Genomic DNA, 26,586 nt, shown 5'->3' with positions numbered 1-26,586 from the left:
ATATAGTTGTTTGCTCAAAAATAGCAAATACCATGCAAAAATTGTGCTAAAGAAGTATTAATACTTGTGTTTTTTTGTATTAATTAAATTTATGGTCTACAGCTTTAAATCTATATTTAAAAATAGTTTCTAATTGCCTTTTTATAAACAGTGTATTGGCAATTGCTCCTAAAAAACCAAAGGGTGGTTGGTAGGTAACAATATCTTTCATGTACACTCCACCATCTCTTTCTTCTAAAATATGTTGATGGTGCCACAAACGATAAGGACCTATACGTTGCTCATCTACAAAATAGTGTTTGTTTACTACATGTGTTATTTCTGTAACCCAATTGGTTGGTATTCCTAGTACAGGTTTTACAATATAACTAATAATCATACCCTCGTACATTTTATCATCTTTATTGTCTGATGTAATGTCGAATCCCATATGTTTGGGAGTAATGTCTTTTAGATTTTTAGGAGAAGACATAAAGTCCCAAACCTGCTCTAAAGTAGCATTGATAAACTGCTCTTTCTTTAATTGATAAAATGCCATAATCCTTAGTGTTTAAGTTTCTCTATTTCTTCAGCAATTAATTCAGCTTCTGCAATTTTAGCATCGCTTTTACTTCTATTTATGGTAGAGAGTTGATGTGCTTCTTTAAGTAAGATTCTGTACTTAGATTCTAATTGATCAATGGGATTTTTTTTCTTAAAGAATGAGAACATAGGAATTAATTTATAATAGTAAAGTTACGAATGTGTTGTATTTTGGTGGCTATTTTTTCAGCCTCTTCTATTCTAGCATAAGAAGCATCTTTGTTAGTTTTTAGGTATCTAAGCGCTTCTTTAATTAACTTTTGGTGTTTTGCTTGTAATTTTTTAATTGAATAGTTTTTTAAAATGGTAATCATATGTGTTAAATTTTTAAAGTTGACATCCCTCCGTCAACCCCCATAATTTGTCCGGTAATCCAACTAGATTTTTCAGAAGTAAGAAATTGAACCATGTGCGCAAGATCTTCTGGAGTTCCAATCTTTTTTAAAGGATGTCTCATTGCATTTGCTTTAATCTTAACATCGTTTGCTAGTAATTTACTTGCTAGTGGAGTGTTGGTAATAGAAGGGGCAATACAATTTACCCGTATAGTGGGCGATAATTCTGCAGCTAAACTTTTGGTTAAGCCTTCTATAGCTCCTTTTGATGATGAGACTTGTGTATGAAATTTAAAACCATGTTGTACAGCCACGGTAGAAAATAAAACAATACTAGGTTGCTCTCCTTTTTTAAGATTTGGTAAACAAGCTTGAATTACTTTAATAGCTCCAATAACTTGTAAATTGTAATCTTCTAAAAAGTCTTGTGGTTTGATAAGTGCAAAAGGAAGTAAATTAATACTACCAGGGCAATATACAATGCCATCAAGGGTTTCAGGAATAAAGTGCAAATTTAAGTTATTGTCTAGAATATTAAGTTGATGAAAATCAACATTGCTTATTTGGGGTGGAGCAGTGGTGTTATAAGTACCAATAACTTTGTGACCTTGGTGTGCTAAAAGAGTTGCGGTTGCTTTTCCTATTCCTGATGAAGCTCCTATGATTAAATATGTAGCCATAATTTTATTTTTTTGATATTTTGTTGTGGGTAATAATTCTTTGTAAACTGCTTTTAAAAGTTCCTTTTCTAAAGGCTCTTTTTTTCAAATGCTTGGTAGTTCTTCCTTGGACTCTTTTTCTCCACATTTTAAAACTAGAACGTTTTAGTTCTGATCGCATTAGTTCAATTACATTTTGTTCTGTCAATCCAAATTGATATTCTATCGCTTCAAAAGGAGTTCTGTCTTCCCAAGCCATTTCTATAATTCTATCTATTTGTACGTCTGATAAATGATTTTTCATTAGCCAGCAATGTTTAAAGAAGTGTTGTTAAGGGTGTGCTTTTCTAAAATTCTGTTATTTTCTTGCATCACTATAGGGTCGTTTTTCATTTCCCAAAGTATTTTACTAGCTCTTTGTCTGTTCGCTTTTAAATCTATAATTGGGTGTGGATAATCAATCCCTAGTTTTAAATTGTATAAGCCTTGTTCCAAAGGAGTCATAGAATACGGTTCGTGAATGTGTTTGGTTTGTAAATGAGCCAATTCTGGCACCCATTTTCTAATAAAATCTGCATTGGTGTCTAATTCGTATCCGTTTTTAATAGGGTTGTAAATGCGTAGTGTATTTACACCTGTTTCTCCAGCCTGCATTTGTACTTGTGCAAAGTGAATACCGGGTTCAAAATCTATAAACATTTTAGACAAATACACAGCACAATCTTGCCAAGGTTGCCATAGTAAATGGGTAAAGAAAGACACTATCATGGCACGCATTCTAAAGTTTAAATAACCGGTTTCGTTCATGCATCTCATACAAGCATCAATCATAGGAACCCCTGTTTGTCCTTGTTCCCATGCTTTCTGATATTTTATAGAAATGTTTTTCTTTAGCATTTGGTAACCTTTATTCATGCTAGAGTCTTCCATGGTGTGTTCCATTTCAAACTTTTGTATAAAGTGAGCTTGCCATTTTAATTTAGCAGTAAAAGCATCTAAATCTTTTTTGTTTTTACTAAGCGGTCTAATGGCTTTGGCTGCTTGCCAAACTTGTCGGGTAGATAAATTTCCCCATGCCAAATAAGGAGACAATCTACTACAGCTTTCTCTAGACAATTCAGATTTAGAAATTCCTTTGGTATAACTTAAATAACGTTCTTTAAAAAAAGAATTCTGATACCTTAATCCTTCTGTAACTCCTCCTTTTTGAATGGGACTGTTTTCTGGAGTAGCCAAGTCTGTACTAGAAAATTGTTTTTCTAATTCTTCAATTTCATGAAGGGTTAATAATTGATTTTTAGGATGAAAAGAAAATTGAGGACTTTCCATATATTCTTTCCATTGACCAATCCATCCTTTTCGGTTCTGAATTCCTCTTAAGACTCCATTCCAAATATTTTCTTTCCAACTGATAAGGTTGTTATGGCAATAACGTTTTATTTTTAAATCTCTATGGTAAGTACATAGCAAACCTGTTTCCTGATGAGAAAACAAATCACGAATGGTATAGTGTTGATGTAATTGGTTTAAAGTAGCAGCTACCTCAGAATTTACGGCTAAAACTTTTGAATTATAGGGTAGTAACAATTTGTTAAGATCTCTAATAGATTCTTTTATAAAATCCCAATGTCTTTTATCGTAATGTGGATCTTTTAATAAAAACTCTTCAAAAACAAATAGTAACAACACACGCTTACCGGTGTTAATTGCGTTTTGTATAGCTTCGTTATCCTGCAATCTTAAATCGCGCTTTAACCAAACCACAGCTAATGATTCTTTGTTGTACATAATGATATGGTTTTATGGGTTGATAATATTTTTGAGCATTCCTTTAAAAATAAAGCCATGAAAAGGCAATACACTATACCAATACAATCTGCCATACAAACCTTTGGGTCTAAATACAGCTTTTTGGTACAATTTGTTATTTGCAATTTTAAATTCTAGCCAAGCTTCTCCAGGCAGTTTCATTTCTGCATGTAGTAATAGTTTCTTTTCTTTTTTGTCAGCATAAATAACTCTCCAAAAATCTATAACATCTCCTGTTTGTATTTTATGTTGATGAGTTCTTCCTCTTCTTAAACCAACTCCTCCAAATAATAAATCTATATAGCCTCTTAGTTTCCATAAGAAATTACCGTAATACCATCCTGTTTCTCCACCAATAGCCCAAATTTTAGCAAGTGTTGCTTCTTCGTTTATAATAGTTGCAGATCTTATATCTTTAAAACATCCGTATTGTGGAGGATTGATGTGTTTTCCAAAAGAATCATTTAATTTGGTAGAGTTAATAGCATCTTTCCAACTAGATACAATGGCATTTTGTTCTATAATTTTAAAGGCATTGTCTACCGCTTGTTGATAAGGAATTGGTTCTATACCTAACAATTGATTGATGTTTGATGGTTTTCCTATAATTTCTACCTTCATACTATCTACCAAGTTAACCGCTAAAGCATAGCTGGTTGTTGTCACAAAATATAACCAGTACGATGACAATTTTGGGGTCATAATAGGAATGGTTAAAATGTATCTGTTAAAACCTCTTACGTTGGCAAATTGCAATAGCATTTGTTTGTAGGTAAGTGTTTCGGGACCTGTAATATCATAAGAATTGTTAAATAATTCTTGTTTTAAAAGTGCTTTAGATAAAAATGAAATTACATCAGAAACGGCAATAGGTTGTGTTTTTGTGTTTAGCCATTTAGGAGTAATCATTACGGGTAGTTTTTCTACCAAATCTCTAATAATTTCAAAAGAGGCACTTCCGCTACCTACTATAATTCCTGCTCTAAACGTGGTTAAATTATAGGTTCCTTGCGATAAAATATATTCTACTTTTTTTCTAGATCGTAGGTGTTTAGATAAATGTTCATCGTTTACAATTCCACTTAAATAAATAACTTGTTTGCATTTAGTTTTTTGTATATAATCTCTAAAATTGATGGCACAACTAGATTCTAATGTTTCAAAACTAGTAGAAGTGCTAGACATGGAATGAATTAAGTAATAGGCAGCATTTATGTTGTTTGGAATGTTTGTAAACGTTTCGGGCTTTAAAAAATCAACCTCTATAAACTGAATGTTTGGATGGCCTTTGTAATCTTCGGGAATTCTATTTAAATCTCTTACACAACAAACTAGCTCGTAATTGTTTTGCAACAAAACGGGAATTAGTCGTAGACCAATGTAACCTGTAGTTCCTGTGATTAAGATTTTCATTTTTTTTCGTTTTTTTTTGATATAATTATTTGTTGAACAGAGAATTTGTTTCTTTACTCACGACTCACGACTCACGACTCACGACTCACGACTCACGACTCACGACTCACGACTCACGACTCACGACTCACGACTCACGACTCACGACTACTTCTTCGGTCTCTGGTATGGCAATCTTTCTATCAGTTCTGTTTTTACGTAACCATCTAATCCGTTAATAGCAACTACATTTCCTTTGGCCAAATCAACAAAACCATCGGTGTGAATTAAATCATCCTCTACATATAGTTTTTGAATTTCTCCTAACAGTAAAATGGTTCCGTTTTCCTGAATGGTATATTCGTTAACATATTTCATCAACAATTGTACGGGAGCATTTTTTACAAAAGGCACGTACATATTATCTTTATATTCTTCTTCTAAATTGGTTTGTTCAAATTCGTTTACTTCAAAAGGATATTTAGCACTGGTATGGTGAGCATCTTTAATTATAGATTGCTGAATGTGATTGATAGAATAATATTCGTTTTCTTTAATATTATCATAGGTGTTTCTAGCAACGGTTGTGGGTCTAAATACCATTCCTAACAAAGGTGGCTCTGAACCAAAATGAACTACAGAACTAAAAACTGAAACATTTGGAATACCACTATTAGATATAGAACCTACCAAATTGGCAGATTTTAATCCGGTAACACTATTGATTAAATTAATTTTATACAAGTGTTCTAAATGGGCAATTTCTTGTTTTGTAAATGTTTTCATTAGATGTGTTGATAGTTGTTTATTTGTATGTTTTTAGATTTTAAATCGTGCATTAAATTATACAAGCCAAAAAAGGTTCTGTTGATGTAGATAAAATGCTTAGACCCTCTATTTCCATTCATTTCTTTTAATTGCGTATCGTTGTTAAAACGTTCTCCTAGTTCTGCAATTTTTCCAAAAAATACATCGTCAGAAAAATCAAAAGAATCACAGTGGAAAGGCTGCGTAAACAAGCTTAGCAATTCGTGAAATAATTGAGTGAAAAAGGCTATTTCTTTAGGTCCATCTTGCGGAATTAAAATTTCTAATTCGTATAATTTTTCTTTAAAAAGATCTGGATTGCCAATTACTCTAGGCTCAGCCAATTCAAAATAAGGAACGTAAAAACTGTTAGGAATTTCTTTCATGCAACCAAAATCTAACGCAATTAGTTGATTGTTGGGAGATATTAAAAAGTTTCCTGGATGTGGATCTGCATGTACTTTCTTTAAAACGTGTATTTGATACATGTAAAAATCCCACAAGGCTTGTCCTATTTGTGTTCTAATAGCTTCAGAAGCATTTTGAATATCGTATTCCGATAAATGCACACCTGTCATCCAATCCATGGTAATAATTCTGTCTGTAGACAATTCTGGATAGTAGGCAGGGAATTTTAAATTAGGAATGTTTTTACAAGCAGTTGCAACAGCTATACTTTGCGATACTTCTAAAATATAATTGGTTTCTTCTATTAGCTTGTTTTCTACTTCTTTAAAATATTTGTCAGATCCTTCTCCTTTAATGTTAAACATTTTAATAGCAATGGGTTTTACCAAAGCCAAATCGGAACTAATACTTTGTGCTACTCCGGGGTATTGAATTTTTACCGCTAAGGTTTTTCCGTTTAAACAAGCCTTGTGTACTTGACCAATACTTGCTGCGTTTACAGAGTTTAAATCAAAATCATCGTAAATTTGACTAGGACTTTTCCCAAAGTATTTTCTAAAGGTTTTTAAAACTAAAGCAGAAGATAGTGGAGGAACAGAAAACTGAGACAAAGAAAATTTTTCTACATAAGCCTTAGGCAACATGCTTTTTTCCATGCTTAACATTTGTGCAACTTTAAGTGCGCTTCCTTTTAAATCTTTAAGACTGTCATAAATATCAGCTGCATTGGCAATATCTAAGTTTTCTTTAGCCTTGGTAGCGTTACCTACCGTTTTTTCTACATTGTATTTTAGGTAATTTATTCCCACCTTGGCACCTGTGCTAATTAGCTTAGAAGCACGTTGTATTTTTCCTGTAGGTATACTGTCTAGTGTTTTCATATTAGTGGGTGGTTTTTAATTTTTCTTTAAAATAGAATTTACCTAAATCAATAAGACTTTTTATGGGGGCAGTGTCTAGCAAAAAGAAACTTGCGTTTACCGATTTTTCTATAAAAATATCGGTCTTTTCAAAAGCAGGAGAATTATCTTCTATCCAAAATTTAAGGGTAAATAAGAGTTGTTTGTAAATCAATTCTTCTAGACCTGCTTGACTAATTTTATTGATTTCTTCTTTTTGAAAATCTAAGGTTTCTATATCTAATTGTTTTAAGAAATCTTTGAATTTGGTTTTTAGCTTTTGAAGTGTTTTAAATTTTTCTAAAATATTTTTGTTAGATTTTAGCGTAAGTAACACATAGCTTCTATTAGCGGTTAGCAATTCAAAAAAGGTGTAGTAAAAGATTAAGAGTTGATTTTTGGCATCTAATTCTTGAAAATTTTCATCTTCAGTTATTAATCTATATGTCTCATCAAAAAATACAGCATAAATGTCCGTAGCAACATCTTCAAAGGAATTGTAATAATTGTAGAAGTGTTTTTCTTCAATATTTAGGTCTTTAGAAAATTTGTAAATAGATGCGGGGGCTTTACCATGTTCTAAAACATAGTCCATGTATTTAGCAATGATTTCTTTTTTGTTGATTTCTGTTGTTGCCATAATTAAAAGTCTTAAGATGTACTTAAAATTAGGGGAGATTTGTTTTCTAATCAACTTTTAACACAGTCTTTTAAAGAAGATAAATTAGTGGTAAATGGAACTAAATAATTTTGTGTAGCTACTGTTTTTGCTAATGTTTGTATGGAATTGTGACGAATAGGAAGGTGCTTAAAAAGCTGTTTTTTAAAGTTTTTTAAGAGTTTGGGCTAATTGGGTTGTATATGTTTCAGATGGGAGGAGCGTAGGTGTAAAATATGTCTTAAAACCAGGTAACAATTTGTTAACAATTAGTTAACTGCTAGAGGTCTATTCAAGAAATGTATGGGCTATATATTTGCACCACGTTATTTAGAACACAATGAACAAGATTATTAAAAATATCATTTTAGGTTTAGCAATGTCATTTACAATGTCAGTAAGTGCTAATAATCCTGGTTTGGATAATTTAGATAATTCAAAAGAAGTGTTGCCAGAAACAGAAGCTACTATTAAAGCAATTTTTAAAGTAGATGCTAGAGAGGTAGAAGATGTGTTTTTAAAAATTAAAAGAGTAGAAAGAATCTTAACTCCTAAAAAGAAACTTTCTAAAGTAAAATATACAATAGCTTAATTTAAAAAATTAAGCTATTTTTTTGTCTTATTATTTACTTCCTTCTATAACTGCCTTTGGAGCAAATTTAGATAAATCACCATTGTGTTTAATAATATCTCTTACAATACTGGAGCTTATAAAAGCGGTATCTGCACTTGTTAATAAAAACACAGTATCTATACCTGTTAATTTTCTATTGGTAATAGCAATGGCTTTTTCAAATTCAAAATCGGCAGGGTTTCTTAATCCTCTAAGAATAAAATCAGCATTAATTTCTTTACAAAATTCTGTAGTTAAACCTGTATAGGTTTCTACGGTTAAGTTAGGAACATCTTTAAAGGTTTGCCTTATGAACTCTAGTCTTTGCTCTAAAGAGAATCTGTATTTTTTAGAATCGTTAATTCCAATAGCAATCACCAATTCATCAAACAAAGGAATGGCACGGGTAATAACATCAACATGACCTAAAGTAATAGGGTCAAACGAACCGGGAAAAACTGCTTTTTTCATAATACTTAAAGTTAGTTAGTTTTTTATAGCCATTTCTATAGCGTTAGATAATAAGTCTGTTAACGGAATTCCGGCAGCTTGGGCTTGTTGTGGCAACAAACTTTCGGTCGTCATTCCGGGTACGGTATTCATTTCTAAAAAATAAGGAATATCTCCAATAAAAATAAATTCTGAACGAGAAAATCCACTCATATTTAGGGCTTTGTATGCTTTTAAAGCTTCTGTATGTAAATTTTCTAGTTGCTTTTCTGTAATTCTAGCAGGAGTAATTTCTTGAGATTTCCCTTCGTATTTAGCTTCGTAATCAAAAAAGTCATTCTCAGAAACAATTTCTGTAGCAGGCAAAGGAATAATGTTTCCTTGGTAGTTAATAACTCCTATAGAAACTTCGGTTCCATCTAAAAAAGATTCAATTAATATTTCGGTGTCTTCTGCAAAGGCTTTTTCAAAAGCAGCTTTAAACTGATCGGCTGTATTTACTTTAGAAATTCCAAAGCTAGAACCCGCATTGTTGGGTTTTACAAAACAAGGCAATCCTAGTTCAGCAACAATGGTATCAACATCAATGTTTTGTCCTTTGTCGTAATACAAAGATTTAGCGGTGTTAATTCCGTGTTTACGCAACACACTTAAACAATCTCTTTTGTTAAAGGTAAGTGCCATTTGGTAAGATGGGGCAGAAGTATGAGGAATGTCTAACATTTCAAAATAAGCTAATATTTTTCCATCTTCTCCAGGAGTCCCGTGTATGACGTTAAAAACGCAATCAAAAGTAATTTTAGTTTTATTAATAACGGCAGAAAAATCGTTTTTATCAATGGCAATTTCTGTATTGTCATTGGTCAATACTACCCATTTTTCTTTGGTAATTATAACTTTATAAGGGTTGTATATATCAGTATTTATATGGTTAAAAACCACATTTCCACTAATCATAGAAATTTTATACTCGCTAGAGTATCCACCCATTATAACTGCAATATTTTGTTTCATAACCAAGCTAATTTGGGTGCTAAAAATATTAAATATTAATTCAAAACCATGCATATAGGTTTTATATCTTTGCCAAAAATAGTTTTCAATGAAATTGTTAAAGTTCTTAAAAAGTAAAACCTTCTTAATCAACTTAGTTATCGCATTAACTATTGTTGCTTTGCTAATAGTAGGAGTGGTAAAATCATTACATGCCATTACCAATCAAGATCAAAAAATTGAAGTTCCAGATTTAACGGCCTTAACTTTAGATGAGGTTAAAATAGTTTTAGATGACTTAGGATTGGATTACAAAGTTTTAGAAACAGGAAGTTACAATCCAGAAATTCCTAAAGAAGCCGTGTTAGAACAAGAGCCACAAGTAGGAGCTATTGTAAAAGAAAAACGTAAAATATATGTAACCATCAATCCTGATGGATATGCCCAAGCACCTATTCCTCCTTTTTATGGTAAAACAAAAAAAGAGATTGTACAATTAATTATTAATAGTGGATTTACCATTGGTACGTATGAGGAAGTAGATGATATTGGAACAGTAGTAAGAGGATTAAAATTTAAAGGTCAGGCATTAGAATCTGGCGATATGTTGCCAAAAACATCTACAATAGATGTAGTAATTGGTAACGGACAATTAAGATAGATATGGAAGAATTAGGACCAGAGGTAGAAGGAAATTTTGAGCATTATAAATTTGTTGCAGAACCCGGACAACAACCCTTAAGAGTAGATAAGTTTTTGATGAATTTTATTATGAATGTAACTCGTAATAAAGTACAACAAGCAGTAAAAGAAGGAAGTGTTTTGGTAAATGGAGAGGCTGTAAAAGCCAATCATAAAGTAAAACCAGGAGATGAGGTAAAAGTAGTTTTTGAATTTGCTCCTAGAGAAACTGAAATTTTAGCAGAGGACATTCCTTTAGATATAGTCTTTGAAGATGATGATGTAATTGTATTAAACAAACCCGCAGGTTTGGTAGTACATCCTGGACACGGAAATTACGATGGAACGATGGTAAATGCTTTAATGCATCATTTTGAAAATTTACCAGAAAATGCCGATGGTAGACCCGGTTTGGTTCACAGAATAGATAAAGACACTAGTGGTTTATTAGTGGTTGCTAAAACAGAACATGCTTTGGCTCACTTATCAAAACAATTTCACGACAAAACATCGGAACGTTTGTACCATGCTTTGGTTTGGGGAAATGTAAAAGATGATGAAGGAACTATTGAAGGAAACATTGGTAGAAATTTAAAAAACCGTTTGCAACAAGATGTTTTTCCAGAGGGAGACCAAGGAAAACCAGCAATTACACATTATAAAGTATTAGAGCGTTTTACTTATGTAACTTTGGTAGAATGTAAGTTAGAAACAGGAAGAACACACCAAATAAGAGCACATTTTAAGCATATAGGGCACACTTTATTTAACGATGAGCGTTATGGTGGTAATGCTGTGTTAAAAGGTACAACTTATACTAAATACAAGCAGTTTGTAGAAAACTGTTTTAAAATGATTCCTCGACAAGCTTTGCATGCTAAAACCTTAGGGTTTGAACATCCAACTACAGGAGAGATGATGCGTTTTAACTCAGACATTCCAGAAGATTTAGCACAAGTGTTAGAAAAATGGAGAGGATATACCTTAACAAATAAAGACTAAAAACGATAGGGTTTCCATTACAATAGGAAACCCTTTGTTGTTAAATATAGATAAGATTAAAAAATGAAAATTGTAGTTTCCCCAGCAAAATCGCTAGACTTTGAATCTAAAGTTCCAACCAGTAAATACACACAAGGAATTTTTTTAGAACAAGCCGAAAAATTAAGTAAGGTATTAAAAAATCAATCTCCTGCGGACTTATCTGCTTTGATGAAGATTTCTGAAAAATTGGGAGATTTAAATTGGCAACGTAATCAAAATTGGAGTTTGCCTCTTACAACTAGCAATGCCAAGCAAGCGGTTTTTGCTTTTAATGGAGATGTTTATAACGGACTAGATGCTTATACCTTAAAAGAAGAGCAAATAGAAGTATTACAAGACAAATTAAGAATTCTATCTGGTCAATATGGAATTTTAAAACCTTTAGATTTAATGCAACCATATCGTTTAGAAATGGCAACTAAATTAAAGGTAGAAAATCATGCAAATTTGTATCAGTTTTGGGGAGATACCGTTACGGAACAATTGAATGAGGAAATGTCTGATGATGAAATTTTCATCAACCTAGCCAGTAATGAATACTTTAAAGTAGTAAAACCTAAATTGTTAAAAGTTCCTGTAATTACTCCTCATTTTAAAGATTACAAAGACGGAAAACTAAAAATAATTTCTTTCCATGCAAAAAAGGCAAGAGGTTTAATGGTTCGCTATATTTTAGATAAAAACGTAGAATCTAAAGAAGATCTAAAAGGATTTAATTACGAAGGTTATGCTTTTGATGGTAATTTGTCTACCGAAACAGATTTGGTCTTTACCCGATAAAATAAAAGTTTAACAGGAGTTAGAGTGGCTTGTTTTTTGAATAGGTAGAAATCAGATAAAAAGGAATTCACAATTAGAATAAAAACATCATGAAAAAAATACTACTTCTGTTATTGATTTTATTGGCCAATCAAACAAATGCACAAGACCATAAGTTACAATGGTTAGATATAGAATTGTCTAACTATACTTATCCATATGAAGTTAAAACATTGCCATTACACATTCAAGAGCAAGAATTAACCATGGCTTACATGGATGTAACTCCTGAAAATTACAATGGAAAAAACATAGTTTTACTACATGGTAAAAACTTTAATGGAGCTTATTGGGAAACAACTATTAAGGCATTAACCCAAAAAGGATTTAGAGTAATTGTTCCAGATCAAATTGGTTTTGGAAAATCATCAAAACCACAACATTTTCACTATACATTTCAACAATTGGCTCAAAATACCAAAGAGCTTTTAGATACTTTACAAATTAACAAAACAGCTGTCTTAGGACATTCCATGGGAGGAATGTTGGCTACTCGTTTTGCCTTAATGTATCCTGAAACTACAGAAAAACTAATTTTAGAAAATCCAATTGGTTTAGAAGATTGGAAATTAAAAGTACCTTATAAGCCTGTAGAGTGGTGGTATCAAAATGAGTTAAAGAAAAGTTACGAGGGAATTAAAAAATATCAATTAGTAAGTTATTACGATCATCAATGGAAACCTGCCTATGACGAATGGGTAAATTTACTAGCAGGTTGGACTCTAAATTCAGACTACAAAACCATTGCATGGAATGCAGCTCTTACTTATGATATGATTTTTGCACAACCAGTGGTTTACGAATTTAAAAACGTAACAGCACCTACTTTATTAATTATTGGTACTAGAGATAGAACAGCCTTGGGAAAAAACTTAGTGTCAGAAGAGGTGAAAAGTACTATGGGCTTGTATAAAGAGTTAGGAAAAAAGACTCAAAAAAGAATTCCAAATTCTAAATTAGTAGAAATTGAAAAAGTGGGGCATTTACCTCATATAGAAGTTTTTGATAAATTTATAAACCCATTAGTATCTTTCTTAGAAGAATAGATACTAATGGGAACATAGATTTATTTTTTATGTGCTATGTTGGGTAAAAAGGCTGTAATAATTCCTATTATGGGTAAAAAGGAACAGATAGAAAATACATAATCAATACTAGTTAAATCTGCCAGTTTACCTAATACGGCAGAACCTATTCCTGCAATTCCAAAGGCAAATCCAAAGAACAGACCAGCAACCAATCCCACTTTTCCGGGTAATAATTCTGTAGCATATACTAAAATAGCAGAAAAGGCAGAAGCTAAAATAACACCTATAATTACAGATAAAATCCCCACCCAATACAGAGAGGCATAAGGTAATAATAAGGTAAAAGGAGTAACTCCTAAAATAGAAATCCAGATGACATATTTTCTTCCAAACTTATCACCTAAAGGACCTCCTAAAAAGGTTCCCGCTGCAACGGCTCCTAAAAAGGCAAATAAATAAATTTGAGATTCTTGAATGGACACGTTAAATTTATCAATTAAGAAAAAAGTATAATAACTGGTAATACTTGTTAGATAAATATATTTAGAAAAAATTAAGGTTAATAAAATAACTAAAGAAATGGTGACCCTTTTTTTAGAAAGATGATGCAGTACAGGTTCCGTTGCGAGGTCTTTGTTTTTACGTTTTAATTCTAAATGATTTCCATACCAAATTCCTACTCTGTATAAAACTCCAATTCCTATAAGAGCAATAAAACAAAACCAAACAATGTGAGCTTGTCCATTAGGAATTACAATTAAAGCAGCTAATAAAGGTCCAACAGCTGTACCAGCATTTCCTCCTAACTGAAAAATAGATTGTGCCAATCCTTTTCTACCTCCAGATGCCAAATGGGCTACTCTAGAAGATTCTGGATGAAAAATAGAAGAACCAATTCCTATTAAACTAACAGATAACAATAGGTATGTAAAACTAGATGCCATAGAAACTAATAGCAATCCAACCAATGTAAAACTCATTCCTATTAATAAAGAAAAAGGTTTGGATTTTTTATCGGTATACATACCTACAAAAGGCTGTAACACAGAAGCTATTAATTGGTAGGTAAGTGTAATCAATCCTATTTGAGTAAAATTTAACTGAAATTGACCTTTAAGCATTGGGTACACTGCAGGAATTACAGCTTGTAACAAATCGTTGATAAAATGAGAAAAGCTAATGGTAAACAGAATGGCATAAACTGTTTTTTGTGCCGAAACAGGGGATGCTGATGTTGATAGTTTTTGTGTATTCATTATAGAGTATTCGTATAGTGCAAAGGTGTGTATAAATAACCGTGTCTAAATTGCTATATTTGGACAATGAATAAGGATTATCAGACATATCCAATTGTGAGTTTTGGTTTTTTAATAGATGCTTCTATTCCTGTTGTGGGCTATATGGAAGAAGTTACAGATGCCGTGTGTTTGTCACATTCGCATCCTAGAGCTCAATTAATATATGCTACCAATGGGGTGATGAAGGTTGTTGCCGAACATCAAATATGGGTAGTGAATCCGTTGCAAGGACTTTGGTTGCCTGGCGGAGTAGAGCATCAAGTGTTTTTTCAGAAAAATGTAAAAATGTACAGTGTTTTTATAGATCCATCAGTAACAAGTAATTTACCTACAACTAGTTTTGCATTTGATATATCTACTTTTTTAAAACAACTACTTTTTAAAATTATTGCTTTTAAAGATATTGCTAATTTGCATGCTCCACAAAAAAGAGTAATACAAGTGTTTTTAGATGAACTGTCTTTAATTACAGCAAGTTCTGTTTTTTTACCTACTAGCAATCATCCAAAATTAAGAAAGGTGTTGGCTCTTTTAATGACCGATTTAACCAATAAATATACTTTAGACTATTATGCAGCCTCTTCATCTGTAAGTAGTAGAACCTTGTCTAGGTTGTTTGTTAAAGAATTAGGAATGAATTATAGTGACTGGTGCATTCGACTAAAATTAATAGAAGCCATTAAACGATTGGGAGAAAAACAATCTGTAAAAGAAATTGCCTTGGATTTAGGTTACGAAAACACAAGTGCCTTTATTTATATGTTTAAAAAGAATTTAGGTAAAACTCCCTCTAATTACATTTCGGATCATCAAAATATAGAAGTTGTTTAAAATTAACTGCTGTTATTGACAGTATAACCCCCTAAGCTAAGAGCTATATATTTTAAAAGTGTTTTTAAGAACAGTATATAAGTATTACTGTGTTTAGTGATGTAACTGATATACAGAGGTTTTTGTCAAATTAGAATCTTTTAAAAAGAATAATTCTGCCATGCTGTCACAACTTTGTGACAATTTGTGGCATGCCAAGTCATGGCATACATATTGACTAATAGAAATTGTAAAATTGAATCAACAACGTTATTAAATAATATAATTATGAGTAAGATTATTGGAATTGACTTAGGAACAACAAATTCATGTGTTTCTGTAATGGAAGGAAACGACCCGGTTGTAATTCCTAATGCTGAAGGAAAAAGAACTACACCATCTATCGTTGCCTTTGTAGAAGGAGGAGAGCGTAAAGTAGGTGATCCTGCAAAAAGACAAGCGGTAACTAACCCAACTAAAACAATTGCTTCTGTAAAGCGTTTTATGGGAAACAAGTTTTCTGAGTGTGCTGATGAAGTAGGAAGAGTACCTTACAAAGTTGTAAAAGGAGATAACGATACTCCACGTATCGATATTGATGGTCGTTTATATACGCCACAAGAAATTTCTGCAATGACTTTGCAAAAAATGAAAAAAACTGCTGAAGACTATTTAGGACAAGCAGTAACAGAAGCTGTAATTACAGTTCCTGCATACTTTAACGATGCACAACGTCAAGCAACTAAAGAAGCTGGTGAAATTGCTGGATTAAAAGTTCAACGTATCATTAACGAGCCAACTGCTGCTGCATTAGCTTACGGTATTGATAAAAAAGGACAAGATCAAAAGATTGCTGTTTACGATTTAGGAGGAGGTACATTTGATATTTCTATCTTAGAAATTGGAGACGGAGTTTTTGAAGTATTATCTACAAATGGAGATACTCACTTAGGTGGAGATAACTTTGATGAGGTAATTATTGACTGGTTAGCTGACGAATTTAAAGCTGCTGAAGATATTGACTTACGTTTAGACCCAATGGCTTTACAACGTTTAAAAGAAGCTGCTGAAAAAGCAAAAGTTGAATTATCTTCTTCTGCACAAACAGAGGTTAACTTACCATATGTTACTGCAACTGCTGCAGGACCTAAGCACTTAGTAAAAACATTAACTCGTGCTAAGTTTGAGCAATTAGCTGCTGATTTAGTAAACCGTTCTATGGAGCCAGTTAAAAAAGCTTTACAAGATGCAGATTTAGATATTTCTGATATTGATGAGGTAATTTTAGTAGGTGGATCTACTCGTATTCCTGTAATTCAAGAAAGAGTAAAAGCATTTTTTGGAAAAGAGCCTAATAAAGGAGTGAATCCTGATGAGGTTGTTGCCATTGGTGCTGCTATTCAAGGTGGAGTTTTATCTGGAGATGTTAAAGATGTATTGTTATTAGACGTTACACCTTTATCTTTAGGTATTGAGACTATGGGGAATGTATTTACTAAATTAATTGAGTCAAATACAACAATTCCAACTAAAAAATCTCAAGTATTCTCTACTGCTGTAGATAACCAACCATCTGTTGATATCCATGTATTACAAGGAGAAAGAGCAATGGCTGCAGATAACAAAACTATTGGACGTTTCCAATTAACGGATATTCCACCAGCACAAAGAGGTGTTCCTCAAATTGAAGTAGTTTTTGATATTGATGCAAACGGAATTATTAAAGTTTCTGCTATTGATAAAGCAACTAACAAATCTCAAGAAATTAAGATTGAAGCTTCTTCAGGATTATCAGAAGAAGAAATTGCTGCAATGAAAGCAGATGCTGAAGCAAACGCAGAAGCGGATGCAAAAGCAAAAGAAACTGCTGAGAAATTAAACGCTGCTGATCAAATGATTTTCCAAACAGAAAATCAATTAAAAGAAGTAGAAGGTAAATTACCAGAAGATAAAAAAGCTCCTATTGATGCTGCTTTAGTAGAATTAAAAGCTGCTCACGCTTCTCAAAACATAGAAGGAATTGATCCTGCTATTGAAAAGTTAAACGCTGCATTACAAGCTGCTGCTGCTGAGTTCCAAGCTGCTGCTCAAGGTGGTGCTGCTGGTGCTCAACAAGAAGAGCCTGCTGCTGCTTCTAACGGAGGAGACGATGTAGAAGATGTAGACTTTGAAGAAGTTAAATAAGACTGTTTAATTACACAAAGATTTAATATTTTAAACCCGCTTTAGGAAACTAAAGCGGGTTTTTTAGTGCTGTAATGTAAACAACAATAGTTTTCGGAAATTAAAATCTATTGTTGGGAAACAACTTAAGAGTGTTATATTGGTTTTTTATAATTTGTGTAATTAATGATTTGCTATGATAAAATCAATGTATAAGAAGGTAATAAAACAAGGTGTTTGTGCTACCTACTCGGATACACAAAATAAAAGAATAGAACTTTTAAATACCTACGCTTTAATTTGGATTTATTTTACAATACTGTTCCCTATTGCGGACTATATATGTGGGATTTTTGTGTTAAAAACAACACTAGCACATCTTTATACTTTTTTAGGACTTGTCTTGGTTATTGTACTAAATAAGTTTCATTGTTTTAGCTACGCAAGACCTCTTTGGTTACTCATTGCTTTTGTAAACTTTAGTGCCTTTTCTTTATATGTACTTCCGGGTATGTATATGGAGTATTATTTTATAATTCTATCGGGAATTAGTTTGTCTTTGTACGATAAAAAGACAATACCGATCCTGTGTACTGCTTTAAGTTTTATAGGCTATTTAACTCCTTATTTTTTTATAAAAGTATATCCGCAAGAATATGTAGATAGAATAGAAATACCTGCCATGTTAGGATTGTTTTTAGCTATCTATTTTTTAGTTAGCTATTTTAAAAAGCTAAACATGGCCAATGAAGAAAAGTTATCCTTGGCTTATCAATTTTTAGATGAATCCAAAAAAAGTGAAGTTGCTCATTTGCAATTAAAATCGTTAAAAGCGCAAATGAATCCTCACTTTATGTTTAACGCCATGAATTCTATTCAGAACTTAGTGTTAAAAGGAGATAGAACCGAAGCTTATAACTACTTAACTAAGTTTTCTTTAATGATAAGAGAGAACTTAAGCATGAGCGAAAAAAGTTTTGTATTGTTTAGTGAAGAGCTGTCTTTATTAAAAAAATATTTAGAATTAGAAAAATTAAGGTTCAAGGAAAACTTTGAGTATCAGTTACTAGGAACAGAAGATTTAGAGCATATTAAAATTCCTGCCATGATTATTCAGCCTTTTATAGAAAATTCTATTAAACATGGATTGTTACATAAAATAGAAGGAACTAAAAACTTAGAGGTTGCTTTTGAGTTAGAAAAAGAAGTGTTGGTTTGTGTAATTACAGACAATGGAGTGGGAGTAAAAGCTTCTAAAAAAATAAACAAACAAAATAATAACAAGCAGGAGTCCTTTTCTACCACAGCCATAAAGCAAAGACTAATTTTTTTAACAGATTTTTACAAAACAGATATTGGTTTTACTTATTTACCCACAGAGGTTGGAACCAAGGTGGAGGTTAAAATTCCTTATGTAAAACAAGATTAAGGAGTATGATTAAATTTACTTTATATGATAAGATTTTAGACATAGGACAACAGCCTAGTTTTTCATCAAAAAAAAATAAGAAAATAAAACTGTTAAATATTTATGTACTTATTACCCTTCATTTTGTGGTAATAATGCCTATTGGAGATACTATAACAGGAATTATTACCTCTAAAATAATGATGTGCTATGGTATGCTTTTATTGTTTATGATGGTGATTCTTATGTTAAACAAAAAGCAAAAATATTATTGGGCTACTTTTTTATGGTTAGGTATTGTAATGTTTGCTGTTTTTATGTTTTCCACAACATTACTACCAGAGTCTTATAGTGAGTATTATTACGTGTTTGTACCTGGAATTGCCTTAACACTTTTTAATAAAAATAGAATTCCAGCCTTAATTACACTGTTTAGCTTGTTTCTTTTTTTTATTCCTTATTATGTAATTGTTGTCTATCCAGAATCGATTGTAAGTAAATTAGATCCTTTTGCGGTGTTTGGATTGTTTACTTGTGTGTATTTATTGGTCAATTATTTTAAAAAAATAAATATTGAGAATGAGCAAAGGTTGCACGAGACCTACAAAAAGCTACAAGAAACCAAAAAGAACGAATTGGCAAACTTGCAATTAAAAGCTTTAAGAGGGAGCATGAATCCTCATTTTATGTTTAATGCCATGAATTCCGTTCAGAATTTAGTGATTAAGGGAAATACGATGGATACCTATAATTACCTCTCAAAATTTTCTGCCATCATAAGAGATAATCTAAAAATGAGCGAAAAAACATACATCCTTTTTGAAGAGGAATTCTCTATGTTAAAAAAGTATTTAGAGTTAGAAAAACTTAGGTTTAAAGACTCATTAATCTATGTTTTAGATAAAGAAAATGTAGATGAAACCATTAAAATTCCATCTATGATTATTCAACCGTTTTTAGAAAACTCTTTGCAAAGATTATTTCATAAAACCAATACAGTTAAAAAGATACACATTCATTTTTATCAGAATACAAAAGAGACTATTTGTACCATTAAAGATAATGGAATTTCGATAGCAGATGCAGAAAATATGAATAAAGAAGCTAAAACTATACAATCATCTTTTTCTACAAAAGCTATTAAAGAACGATTGGTTTTGTTAAAAGACTACTATAAAATAAATATTAGTTTTGATTATGAATTAGTAGAGCAACAAACCCAGGTAATTATTAAGATACCTTATACCATAGGCAATGAGTAAAATTAAAGCAATTATAGTAGATGATGAATTAAGTGCTAGGGAAAACTTATTGTATTTAATAGAAAATTTTTGTTCAGAAATTACAGTGATAGCTACGTGTTGTAATGTAGATGAGGCTGTAAAAAGTATTGAGCGTAACAAACCCGATGTTGTATTTTTAGATATTGAAATGCCTCAGAAAAATGGATTTCAATTGTTAAAGGAATGCACAAATATCAATTTTAAAATTGTTTTTATTACCGCTTACGATCAGTATGCCATTAAAGCTTTTGATGTTTCAGCCCTAGATTATTTGTTAAAACCTATAGATATTGATAGGTTAGTAGAAACGGTTGCTAAAATTAAACATCAGCAAGTAATTACTAGTTTTAAAGACAGAATAGAGGCTTTTACCGAAAATAAAAAAAAGCTTTCTAAAATATCTATTCCCTACAAAAGTGATTATGTAATTCTAAATATAGAAGATATTTTATGTATTGAAGCGGACAGAATGTATAGTCACATTTATACTGTTGATGGTAAAAAATATACAGCTTCTAAAAAGTTAAATCACTACGAAGAGTTGTTTTTTGAAATCTCAAATCTTAAAAGGGTTCACAGATCATGGATAGCCAACTTATCTAAAGTAGAGTCTTACTCCTTATCTCTCAAAAAAATATATTTAGATACTATAGAAATTCCAGTAAGTAAAACTTATAAAGAAGAAGTTGATTTGTTTTTAGGGAAATAATTTTCTTTTAGAAACAAAATAATACCGTTGGGAAACAATACCAAAGCTTAAACACTCCTTTGTTCCATTTTTGATTAAAAATTTAAATAATCAAGAAATGAAAAAAACATTAGCTAGTGTTTTGCAAATACTAATGGTACTTAGTTTTGTGGCATGTACTAGTAACTCTGACGAAAATATAGAAGGAGATGCGCAAATAGGAACTAAGGAAATAGCAGCTACCAAAGCCATTTTTACGGGAAAAACAGTTACTACCGATGACTCTTTTAATTATTTAACATTTGATTTAGATGTAGATAATGAAGAAAGTACCTATGTAAAAGTAGAAAATTACAATGCCAATTATTCTTATCAATTAAAATTAACAGGAGTATATACAGAAAATGTTTATAACGTAGCTGTTGTACTTAAAACCTTGGCTAAGAAAGATGTAAGGTTAAGTTCTGTAGTTCCATCCACACCTACCCAAACCTTATATTTTGATTTGTCTTCTTTAGACATGAAGACAGATTTTTACACCGCAGTTTTAGTAGAGGTAGATAGTGGTAATGAACTGTCTCTCCTAAACAATTCTGCTACAGATACCCGTGGTTTTAGATTTATAGATCAAGGGAATTCAGAATTTTACACCACTATTAGAGCTTCTCAAACCAATGGAGCTATCACTAGTACAGGTCATCCTATTGGCTATTCCATAAAATTAGATACATATGTGTTAACCAAAGCAAAAGCTTATATCTATTCAGGAGAAACTCATCAATTGGCTTTTTATACAGTTAATGATCAAACTTTGGTTAAGAAAACAGCAACTATAACTACCTCTAATTCTAGTTCTGTAAACGGAGGTACAGGCTATTACACCTCTTTTAGATTTATTAGTCCTAGTAATATAGGACTTTTATCTGGGGATTATTTGGTTAGAATGGAAGTGTTTAAAAACGGAAGTGGAATTATTAAAACCTCTCCTTTTCAAAAATTTAAAGTGCAATAAACTAAAATAAATTATCATGAAAAAAATAGACTATTTAGCAAAAACAGTATTAGCAAGTATTTTTTGTATTTCGGTACTAACCATTAGTTGTTCTACAGAAGATAAAATAGAAGAAGATCCACAAATTGTGTATAAAGATCAAAGTATTACAGAGGCAAGTTTCTTAACTTTTGATGGAGCTAGGTCTGATGGTAAATATGACTTTAAATACACTCCAGTAATAGAAGTAGAAGGGTATAATGAAAACTATAGTTACGAGTTAAAATTAACTGGAGAAAGCTTTAATAATGAGTATATCCTAAGTTTAACAGAGCCTACACCTAAAGTAGATTCGGGAAAAGAATTAGGAGAAATTTTAGCCTCAAAGGTTTCCCCTTCAGAACCTATAGCAACAAATCCTACATTAGTAGCAAATATTGATGCTTTAGACATGGAAACAGATACTTATACCGTTGTTATTATAGAAAAAGAAAGCAATACAGAATTAAGTGTAGCAGGTATAAACAATGCATCTTATGTGGTTGTAGATACTAATGCCACTAGCTTTTTAAGTGGTACACAGTTAGAGTCTGATAATTGGGCTGTCTTAACGGAATTAAATTTAAGTGTAACAACTTTTAGAGTAAGACCTACTATTACAAATTATATTAATGGAATTGGAGTTCAGTTAGGAGTGTATGATTTAAACTTGAATTTACTAGGAGTAATTAATAACAGTGGGAGCAATGGGGCTAGTGCAGGAACGTATTCATACATATTTACAAGTTCTAAGGTAAATGATATTATTACAGAAAATGGAGAATATTTATTTAGACTACAAGAAAGTAAAAGTGCTAGCGATGCTGCTAGCAAGGTGTATAAAAACGCATTTTTTCAAAAAATACAAGTAAACAAAACAAGTGGAGGATTAGTGGTTGTTAAAGATAACGAAGCAATATAATTAAAGACTAAAGAAAAAAATAATGTTACATAAAATAAATATACTAATACTAAGTCTAGCCTTTTTAACGGCTTGTAAATCAGATAATATAGAAACACCACAAGAGGTAAGTGCTACCAAAGCTGTTTTAGAAGAAAAATCGGGTCATGGATATCCTAGAGTTTCTGATGATACCAATAGTACAGAAACGTACGATATTACAGCTACAGCACAAATAACTATAGAAAATTACAATGCTGCCTATACTTATAAATTAAAATTTACGGGACAACAATATGGTAAGGTGTACGAAGCCAATCAGGTAGAAGAAGTAAATAATGGTTCCGAAGAACAACAATCTAAAAGAATAGCTTTTACAGCAGTATCGGAACCTACAACAAGTAATGGTACTCTTGTTAAGTTTGATGTGGAGGATTTAAAAATGGATGTAGATTTTTACGACGTAACTTTAATAGAAGTAGAAAGTAAGAATGAAATTGCGGTAGGAAACTATAGAGATAGTACACAACCGTACAGAATTTTAGATATCAATAGTTTAAAATTAGCAACTTCTATAGCCATACAAATTCCAAATAACATTGGCTATGTAACCAGTATTACAGAGAATCAGACTTACCATTTAAATTTTGTGGGTAGAAATCAAAAAAGATTATATGTAAAAAGTACAGAAACTCCGTATTTAGTTTTCTTAAACAAAAGCGATAAATCTTTAGTAAAGAAAACAGAAGTGTTTTACGCTAATACAATTAACGATAATAGTACCAATACCTATTATTACAATTACGATGTAATGGATACTGCTAAATCTACAGGAATTGCAGTAGGTGATTATTGGGTTCGTTTAGAAATGATTACTAGTACAAATGAAACGGTATCACAATCTCCATTAGTACCTTTATCAATAACAGCAAGTTCCAATGTTGCTCTTTTAGAATAAAAGATTAAGCCATAAAAAAAGCTCCCATTTTTAATTAAATGGGAGCTTTTTAATTAAGAGGCTAACTGGTAGCTATCTGTAAGCATAGCTTTTATAAGTTGATGGTGTTTTTTAAACTTGTCTTGTTGTAGCCAGCTTTTTAACTGTTCCAATTCAGAACTGTTTAACCATCTTTTTGCTTTTAACAACTCTTTACTAAATAAGTCTTGATTTTGGTATACTTGGTTTAATACATGTTTTTGCAATTCTATCATAAGGCTAAAATTTTTAAAAGACATATTAAATTAAAACAACCCTCTAGGTTTGTTTTTAGCTTACTTCAATTACCTTAACAGGTTTTGGTTTAGCTTCTTCTTTTTTAGGTACAAATACTTTTAGAATACCATCAGTATAACTAGCGTTAATTTTTTCTTGCTCTATACTGTCAGACAAGGTAAAAGATCTTTTAAAAGATTGATAACTATATTCTTTAATTGTATAATTATCTGCGTTCTCATCTTGGTTTTTTATTTCTTTTTCAGATAAAATAGTTAGAATTCCATTGTCTAATTCTATTTTAAAATCTTCTTTTTTAAAACCAGGAACCGCCATTTCTATAGAAAAACCATCTGTGTTTTCTGATACGTTTACTAAAGGAATAGTGGTGTTTGTTCTTGAATAATTCTTGTTTAATCCATTTAATGCCTCTTGATTAAAAAAATAATCAAACAAGTTGGGTTGCGAATTTGAAAACTTTACTAATGACATATTATTAAAATTTTAGTTAAACAATTAATTTTTTATTGAATAAAAATCAAAGGATATGCCATCTGTAAAAAACTGAAATTTTGACAGTTTTTAAGAATCAATAAGTTGCATTATAGAAGTTTAAAATGTATTATCGTTCTAGAAATAAGAAAGGTTATTATGAATTTTTTTCAGAAAGAAATACAGCTACCAGCTCGTAAAAGAGGATATCATTTAATTACAGACGAAGTGTTACAAACCATACCCGAAATTGCAAAAATAAAAATAGGACAGTTGCAGGTATTTATAAAACATACTTCTGCAAGTTTGACGATTAACGAAAATGCAGATCCTACTGTAAGGTTAGATTTTGAAACACATATTAATAAAATGGTTCCGGAAGATATGCCTTATTATAAGCACGATTATGAAGGAAGTGATGATATGCCTGCACATATAAAAGCATCTATGTTAGGAAGCTCTATAACCAATCCTATTACTAATGGAAAGTTGAATTTAGGAATTTGGCAAGGAATTTATTTGGGAGAACATAGGAATTACGGAGGTGCTAGGAAAGTAGTAATTACTGCTTTTGGTGCTTAAAATTATAGTGATTATTTGATAATAGCATCAATTTTTAACTGGATAGTTTTGTAGGCTTCTTTGGCTTTGGGTAAAGGAATACCCTTTTCCATGTTAGGTCTTTTGTGACCAGTATAATTTAACCAAGTATCTTTCATTATTTTTTGACGTTCATCAATAAGTTTGTAGATTTTATCTCCATTAGAGTACATAGCAATAGCTTCATTTATATTTGTTGCGTTTTGTATTTTGGTAACTCCTAATGATTGTAATAATTCTTTAGCAATAATCCAATGTCCCTCTTCTTTAGGATGAATTCCATCGCGAGTAAATCTAAAATCAGGATTGATTTTTTGATGGTTTAATAATTCGTTTTTTAAGGATTCATGAATGTCAATTACATTCCAATTTTGTGTGTATTTTAAACTCATTAACCAATCAGCATATAAATCCATAACATTGCTATATGCTTCTCCGTCAGTTTTATCATAAGTTGGAGGAGTAACATAGATTACAGGGATATTATGTTTACTGATTTGTTTGTTTAACCAAAACATTCCTTTTTTATATTTATGAAAACGTTTTGGGCTAAAAGGTAAATAAATTCCATCGTTTATACCATAAGAGGCAAAAATAAAATCGGGTTGTGTTTTTTCTAAAATTCTTTTCAATCTCTCCTGTAAATTGGGTCTAGGAAATTGTCCATTAGCATGATTTGGTTCAGACAATTTAGAGACAGTTTCACTAGGTAATCCTACATTAATATATTCTCTTTTTTGAGCTGGATTTTCGAGAGTTAAAATAGTTTCTAGATAACTAATATAGTGTCCTTGGTAGGTGATACTATTGCCTAGAAAAACAATTTTCTTAACATTGCTAGGGATTTTATAAGTAGTTTGAGCAAAACTATTAGAGGTGAAAACAACAGTAAATAATAGAAAACTCTTTTGTAAAAAAGTAATAAGTGACATAGATATATTATGATTTTTAATCAAAACAAAAATGAGAAATTATAAATTGTTCTATGGGGTGTTATGAGTTTTTTATAGAAATAAATATTGATTATTGATGGATCATCATATATAGATTTAAGATTGATATTAAAATAACTATAGCTTTCTGTTTTCGACTCATCTTTTTGTAATAAAGTCTGTAAATAGCTAAAAACTTACATATTTATGTTAATTTCCAACGGTAGCTATAGTGTACATGATACATAATATAACCAAAAGGAATCCACCACATAAGATCATTAAAAATAAGGGTGTAAAAGAATTCAAAAGGAACAATTCCCTCTATATAATTCCCAACAAAACCAATAGGACCAAAAATTTTACCTAAAAATCCAACGGCTACAATAGGCCAATGTCTCATAGGGTTGTAAGAAGCTAGCCAATAACCAATTCCGTAAACTCCTACAATCATTCCCACACCTTGCCAAATCATAGGTAGGTTTAAACGTTGCATGCCTACCAAATCAAAAAAATGATTGGGAAATAAAACCACCCAAGCTCCCCACAAAATATTGTAAACGGCTGCTAATTTTAAAATTGTTTTCATAA

The 26,586-nt window shown here is 31.4% G+C and carries 31 protein-coding genes; 14 read left to right on the top strand and 17 right to left on the bottom strand.

Going from position 1 to position 26,586, the window contains the following annotated elements:
• Positions 1–79 precede the first annotated feature (79 nt).
• From GGR97_RS04985 to GGR97_RS04940, 10 genes are all read right to left on the bottom strand, one after another.
• Positions 80–538 (bottom strand): SRPBCC family protein, encoded by a 459-nt coding sequence (locus tag GGR97_RS04985; RefSeq protein ID WP_167897421.1) that lies wholly within the window; start codon positions 536–538, stop codon positions 80–82.
• Between the two features lie 5 nt (positions 539–543).
• Positions 544–711: a Lacal_2735 family protein gene (locus GGR97_RS04980; RefSeq protein ID WP_167897420.1), complete on the bottom strand. Its 168-nt coding sequence runs from the start codon at positions 709–711 to the stop codon at positions 544–546.
• Between the two features lie 5 nt (positions 712–716).
• Complete coding sequence (locus tag GGR97_RS04975; protein ID WP_167897419.1) at positions 717–896, bottom strand: hypothetical protein; 180 nt, start codon at positions 894–896, stop codon at positions 717–719.
• Between the two features lie 5 nt (positions 897–901).
• Complete coding sequence (locus GGR97_RS04970; protein ID WP_167897418.1) at positions 902–1,597, bottom strand: SDR family NAD(P)-dependent oxidoreductase; 696 nt, start codon at positions 1,595–1,597, stop codon at positions 902–904.
• 4 nt (positions 1,598–1,601) lie between these two features.
• The gene (locus tag GGR97_RS04965) at positions 1,602–1,880 is read right to left on the bottom strand and encodes a TIGR03643 family protein (protein WP_167897417.1); all 279 of its coding nucleotides are present in this window, start codon (positions 1,878–1,880) and stop codon (positions 1,602–1,604) included.
• Complete coding sequence (locus GGR97_RS04960) at positions 1,880–3,364, bottom strand: cryptochrome/deoxyribodipyrimidine photo-lyase family protein (RefSeq protein WP_209272322.1); 1,485 nt, start codon at positions 3,362–3,364, stop codon at positions 1,880–1,882. The genes GGR97_RS04965 and GGR97_RS04960 overlap by 1 nt, the downstream gene beginning before the upstream one ends.
• Positions 3,365–3,376: 12 nt before the next feature.
• Positions 3,377–4,798 carry an SDR family oxidoreductase gene (locus GGR97_RS04955; RefSeq protein ID WP_167897416.1) on the bottom strand — a complete coding sequence of 474 codons (1,422 nt, stop codon included), beginning with the start codon at positions 4,796–4,798 and terminating at the stop codon, positions 3,377–3,379.
• Positions 4,799–4,945: 147 nt separating this feature from the next.
• A complete protein-coding gene (locus GGR97_RS04950) occupies positions 4,946–5,563 on the bottom strand; it encodes a flavin reductase family protein (RefSeq protein ID WP_167897415.1) in 618 nt (205 codons plus the stop codon).
• A complete protein-coding gene (locus tag GGR97_RS04945) occupies positions 5,563–6,873 on the bottom strand; it encodes an ABC1 kinase family protein (RefSeq protein WP_167897414.1) in 1,311 nt (436 codons plus the stop codon). The genes GGR97_RS04950 and GGR97_RS04945 overlap by 1 nt, the downstream gene beginning before the upstream one ends.
• A gap of 1 nt (position 6,874) precedes the next feature.
• Positions 6,875–7,531: a TetR/AcrR family transcriptional regulator gene (locus GGR97_RS04940; RefSeq protein ID WP_167897413.1), complete on the bottom strand. Its 657-nt coding sequence runs from the start codon at positions 7,529–7,531 to the stop codon at positions 6,875–6,877.
• Between the two features lie 358 nt (positions 7,532–7,889).
• Here GGR97_RS04940 and GGR97_RS04935 point away from each other — a divergent pair, with 358 nt between their 5' ends.
• Positions 7,890–8,141 carry a hypothetical protein gene (locus GGR97_RS04935; RefSeq protein WP_167897412.1) on the top strand — a complete coding sequence of 84 codons (252 nt, stop codon included), beginning with the start codon at positions 7,890–7,892 and terminating at the stop codon, positions 8,139–8,141.
• A gap of 30 nt (positions 8,142–8,171) precedes the next feature.
• Here GGR97_RS04935 and coaD read toward each other — a convergent pair whose 3' ends face one another.
• On the bottom strand, positions 8,172–8,633 hold the full coding sequence (coaD, locus tag GGR97_RS04930; protein ID WP_167897411.1) for a pantetheine-phosphate adenylyltransferase: 462 nt from the start codon (positions 8,631–8,633) through the stop codon (positions 8,172–8,174).
• Positions 8,634–8,648: 15 nt separating this feature from the next.
• Positions 8,649–9,626 (bottom strand): D-alanine--D-alanine ligase, encoded by a 978-nt coding sequence (locus GGR97_RS04925; protein WP_167897410.1) that lies wholly within the window; start codon positions 9,624–9,626, stop codon positions 8,649–8,651.
• Between the two features lie 88 nt (positions 9,627–9,714).
• Here GGR97_RS04925 and GGR97_RS04920 point away from each other — a divergent pair, with 88 nt between their 5' ends.
• From GGR97_RS04920 to GGR97_RS04905, 4 genes are all read left to right on the top strand, one after another.
• Positions 9,715–10,266 (top strand): PASTA domain-containing protein, encoded by a 552-nt coding sequence (locus tag GGR97_RS04920; protein WP_167897409.1) that lies wholly within the window; start codon positions 9,715–9,717, stop codon positions 10,264–10,266.
• A gap of 2 nt (positions 10,267–10,268) precedes the next feature.
• The gene (locus GGR97_RS04915; RefSeq protein ID WP_167897408.1) at positions 10,269–11,288 is read left to right on the top strand and encodes an RluA family pseudouridine synthase; all 1,020 of its coding nucleotides are present in this window, start codon (positions 10,269–10,271) and stop codon (positions 11,286–11,288) included.
• 63 nt (positions 11,289–11,351) lie between these two features.
• On the top strand, positions 11,352–12,110 hold the full coding sequence (gene yaaA / locus GGR97_RS04910) for a peroxide stress protein YaaA (protein ID WP_167897407.1): 759 nt from the start codon (positions 11,352–11,354) through the stop codon (positions 12,108–12,110).
• A gap of 89 nt (positions 12,111–12,199) precedes the next feature.
• Positions 12,200–13,195, top strand: a complete 996-nt coding sequence (locus GGR97_RS04905) for an alpha/beta fold hydrolase (protein ID WP_167897406.1) — start codon at positions 12,200–12,202, stop codon at positions 13,193–13,195.
• A gap of 20 nt (positions 13,196–13,215) precedes the next feature.
• Here GGR97_RS04905 and GGR97_RS04900 read toward each other — a convergent pair whose 3' ends face one another.
• On the bottom strand, positions 13,216–14,433 hold the full coding sequence (locus tag GGR97_RS04900) for an MFS transporter (RefSeq protein WP_167897405.1): 1,218 nt from the start codon (positions 14,431–14,433) through the stop codon (positions 13,216–13,218).
• Between the two features lie 66 nt (positions 14,434–14,499).
• Between GGR97_RS04900 and GGR97_RS04895 the strand changes: the two genes are divergently transcribed.
• From GGR97_RS04895 to GGR97_RS04860, 8 genes are all read left to right on the top strand, one after another.
• On the top strand, positions 14,500–15,306 hold the full coding sequence (locus tag GGR97_RS04895; protein WP_167897404.1) for an AraC family transcriptional regulator: 807 nt from the start codon (positions 14,500–14,502) through the stop codon (positions 15,304–15,306).
• Between the two features lie 267 nt (positions 15,307–15,573).
• Positions 15,574–17,469, top strand: a complete 1,896-nt coding sequence (gene dnaK, locus GGR97_RS04890) for a molecular chaperone DnaK (protein ID WP_167897403.1) — start codon at positions 15,574–15,576, stop codon at positions 17,467–17,469.
• Between the two features lie 187 nt (positions 17,470–17,656).
• Entirely contained in the window at positions 17,657–18,877 is a 1,221-nt protein-coding gene (locus GGR97_RS04885; RefSeq protein ID WP_167897402.1) for a sensor histidine kinase, read from the top strand.
• A gap of 5 nt (positions 18,878–18,882) precedes the next feature.
• Complete coding sequence (locus tag GGR97_RS04880; RefSeq protein ID WP_167897401.1) at positions 18,883–20,118, top strand: sensor histidine kinase; 1,236 nt, start codon at positions 18,883–18,885, stop codon at positions 20,116–20,118.
• Positions 20,111–20,848, top strand: a complete 738-nt coding sequence (locus tag GGR97_RS04875) for a LytR/AlgR family response regulator transcription factor (protein WP_167897400.1) — start codon at positions 20,111–20,113, stop codon at positions 20,846–20,848. Before GGR97_RS04880 ends, GGR97_RS04875 begins: the two co-directional genes overlap by 8 nt.
• A 97-nt stretch (positions 20,849–20,945) precedes the next feature.
• Positions 20,946–21,839 carry a hypothetical protein gene (locus GGR97_RS04870; RefSeq protein WP_167897399.1) on the top strand — a complete coding sequence of 298 codons (894 nt, stop codon included), beginning with the start codon at positions 20,946–20,948 and terminating at the stop codon, positions 21,837–21,839.
• A gap of 16 nt (positions 21,840–21,855) precedes the next feature.
• Positions 21,856–22,779, top strand: a complete 924-nt coding sequence (locus GGR97_RS04865; protein WP_167897398.1) for a hypothetical protein — start codon at positions 21,856–21,858, stop codon at positions 22,777–22,779.
• Between the two features lie 22 nt (positions 22,780–22,801).
• Entirely contained in the window at positions 22,802–23,716 is a 915-nt protein-coding gene (locus GGR97_RS04860) for a hypothetical protein (RefSeq protein ID WP_167897397.1), read from the top strand.
• Positions 23,717–23,769: 53 nt separating this feature from the next.
• Here the strand turns inward: GGR97_RS04860 and GGR97_RS04855 are convergent, their stop codons facing one another.
• Both GGR97_RS04855 and GGR97_RS04850 read right to left on the bottom strand, forming a co-directional pair.
• Entirely contained in the window at positions 23,770–23,970 is a 201-nt protein-coding gene (locus GGR97_RS04855; RefSeq protein ID WP_167897375.1) for a hypothetical protein, read from the bottom strand.
• Between the two features lie 55 nt (positions 23,971–24,025).
• Entirely contained in the window at positions 24,026–24,463 is a 438-nt protein-coding gene (locus tag GGR97_RS04850; RefSeq protein ID WP_167897396.1) for an Hsp20/alpha crystallin family protein, read from the bottom strand.
• A gap of 159 nt (positions 24,464–24,622) precedes the next feature.
• Between GGR97_RS04850 and GGR97_RS04845 the strand changes: the two genes are divergently transcribed.
• On the top strand, positions 24,623–25,045 hold the full coding sequence (locus GGR97_RS04845; RefSeq protein ID WP_167897395.1) for a secondary thiamine-phosphate synthase enzyme YjbQ: 423 nt from the start codon (positions 24,623–24,625) through the stop codon (positions 25,043–25,045).
• Positions 25,046–25,056: 11 nt separating this feature from the next.
• On the opposite strand, the gene GGR97_RS04840 is transcribed toward GGR97_RS04845, so the two are convergent.
• Both GGR97_RS04840 and GGR97_RS04835 read right to left on the bottom strand, forming a co-directional pair.
• Positions 25,057–25,995 carry an SGNH/GDSL hydrolase family protein gene (locus GGR97_RS04840; RefSeq protein WP_167897394.1) on the bottom strand — a complete coding sequence of 313 codons (939 nt, stop codon included), beginning with the start codon at positions 25,993–25,995 and terminating at the stop codon, positions 25,057–25,059.
• A 205-nt stretch (positions 25,996–26,200) separates the two neighbouring features.
• Positions 26,201–26,584 (bottom strand): alkyl hydroperoxide reductase, encoded by a 384-nt coding sequence (locus tag GGR97_RS04835; protein ID WP_167897393.1) that lies wholly within the window; start codon positions 26,582–26,584, stop codon positions 26,201–26,203.
• Positions 26,585–26,586 lie beyond the last annotated feature (2 nt).

It is taken from the genome of Wenyingzhuangia aestuarii (assembly GCF_011927765.1).
In the GTDB taxonomy this organism is placed as follows: domain Bacteria; phylum Bacteroidota; class Bacteroidia; order Flavobacteriales; family Flavobacteriaceae; genus Wenyingzhuangia; species Wenyingzhuangia aestuarii.
This window is presented reverse-complemented; position numbering and strand designations above follow the sequence as displayed.

Bases quoted from the DNA above. Each gene is read 5' to 3' on its own strand.
- GGR97_RS04985 (WP_167897421.1), bottom strand. From the start codon at position 538: ATGGCATTTTATCAATTAAAGAAAGAGCAGTTTATCAATGCTACTTTA.
- GGR97_RS04855 (WP_167897375.1), bottom strand. From the start codon at position 23,970: ATGATAGAATTGCAAAAACATGTATTAAACCAAGTATACCAAAATCAA.
- GGR97_RS04970 (WP_167897418.1), bottom strand. From the start codon at position 1,597: ATGGCTACATATTTAATCATAGGAGCTTCATCAGGAATAGGAAAAGCA.
- GGR97_RS04865 (WP_167897398.1), top strand. From the start codon at position 21,856: ATGAAAAAAATAGACTATTTAGCAAAAACAGTATTAGCAAGTATTTTT.
- GGR97_RS04955 (WP_167897416.1), bottom strand. From the start codon at position 4,798: ATGAAAATCTTAATCACAGGAACTACAGGTTACATTGGTCTACGACTA.
- GGR97_RS04870 (WP_167897399.1), top strand. From the start codon at position 20,946: ATGAAAAAAACATTAGCTAGTGTTTTGCAAATACTAATGGTACTTAGT.
- GGR97_RS04900 (WP_167897405.1), bottom strand. From the start codon at position 14,433: ATGAATACACAAAAACTATCAACATCAGCATCCCCTGTTTCGGCACAA.
- GGR97_RS04915 (WP_167897408.1), top strand. From the start codon at position 10,269: ATGGAAGAATTAGGACCAGAGGTAGAAGGAAATTTTGAGCATTATAAA.
- GGR97_RS04835 (WP_167897393.1), bottom strand. From the start codon at position 26,584: ATGAAAACAATTTTAAAATTAGCAGCCGTTTACAATATTTTGTGGGGA.
- GGR97_RS04950 (WP_167897415.1), bottom strand. From the start codon at position 5,563: ATGAAAACATTTACAAAACAAGAAATTGCCCATTTAGAACACTTGTAT.
- coaD (WP_167897411.1), bottom strand. From the start codon at position 8,633: ATGAAAAAAGCAGTTTTTCCCGGTTCGTTTGACCCTATTACTTTAGGT.
- GGR97_RS04940 (WP_167897413.1), bottom strand. From the start codon at position 7,531: ATGGCAACAACAGAAATCAACAAAAAAGAAATCATTGCTAAATACATG.
- GGR97_RS04920 (WP_167897409.1), top strand. From the start codon at position 9,715: ATGAAATTGTTAAAGTTCTTAAAAAGTAAAACCTTCTTAATCAACTTA.
- GGR97_RS04925 (WP_167897410.1), bottom strand. From the start codon at position 9,626: ATGAAACAAAATATTGCAGTTATAATGGGTGGATACTCTAGCGAGTAT.
- GGR97_RS04980 (WP_167897420.1), bottom strand. From the start codon at position 711: ATGTTCTCATTCTTTAAGAAAAAAAATCCCATTGATCAATTAGAATCT.
- dnaK (WP_167897403.1), top strand. From the start codon at position 15,574: ATGAGTAAGATTATTGGAATTGACTTAGGAACAACAAATTCATGTGTT.
- yaaA (WP_167897407.1), top strand. From the start codon at position 11,352: ATGAAAATTGTAGTTTCCCCAGCAAAATCGCTAGACTTTGAATCTAAA.
- GGR97_RS04945 (WP_167897414.1), bottom strand. From the start codon at position 6,873: ATGAAAACACTAGACAGTATACCTACAGGAAAAATACAACGTGCTTCT.
- GGR97_RS04875 (WP_167897400.1), top strand. From the start codon at position 20,111: ATGAGTAAAATTAAAGCAATTATAGTAGATGATGAATTAAGTGCTAGG.
- GGR97_RS04845 (WP_167897395.1), top strand. From the start codon at position 24,623: ATGAATTTTTTTCAGAAAGAAATACAGCTACCAGCTCGTAAAAGAGGA.
- GGR97_RS04850 (WP_167897396.1), bottom strand. From the start codon at position 24,463: ATGTCATTAGTAAAGTTTTCAAATTCGCAACCCAACTTGTTTGATTAT.
- GGR97_RS04840 (WP_167897394.1), bottom strand. From the start codon at position 25,995: ATGTCACTTATTACTTTTTTACAAAAGAGTTTTCTATTATTTACTGTT.
- GGR97_RS04880 (WP_167897401.1), top strand. From the start codon at position 18,883: ATGATTAAATTTACTTTATATGATAAGATTTTAGACATAGGACAACAG.
- GGR97_RS04960 (WP_209272322.1), bottom strand. From the start codon at position 3,364: ATGTACAACAAAGAATCATTAGCTGTGGTTTGGTTAAAGCGCGATTTA.
- GGR97_RS04885 (WP_167897402.1), top strand. From the start codon at position 17,657: ATGTATAAGAAGGTAATAAAACAAGGTGTTTGTGCTACCTACTCGGAT.
- GGR97_RS04895 (WP_167897404.1), top strand. From the start codon at position 14,500: ATGAATAAGGATTATCAGACATATCCAATTGTGAGTTTTGGTTTTTTA.
- GGR97_RS04965 (WP_167897417.1), bottom strand. From the start codon at position 1,880: ATGAAAAATCATTTATCAGACGTACAAATAGATAGAATTATAGAAATG.
- GGR97_RS04975 (WP_167897419.1), bottom strand. From the start codon at position 896: ATGATTACCATTTTAAAAAACTATTCAATTAAAAAATTACAAGCAAAA.
- GGR97_RS04905 (WP_167897406.1), top strand. From the start codon at position 12,200: ATGAAAAAAATACTACTTCTGTTATTGATTTTATTGGCCAATCAAACA.
- GGR97_RS04935 (WP_167897412.1), top strand. From the start codon at position 7,890: ATGAACAAGATTATTAAAAATATCATTTTAGGTTTAGCAATGTCATTT.
- GGR97_RS04860 (WP_167897397.1), top strand. From the start codon at position 22,802: ATGTTACATAAAATAAATATACTAATACTAAGTCTAGCCTTTTTAACG.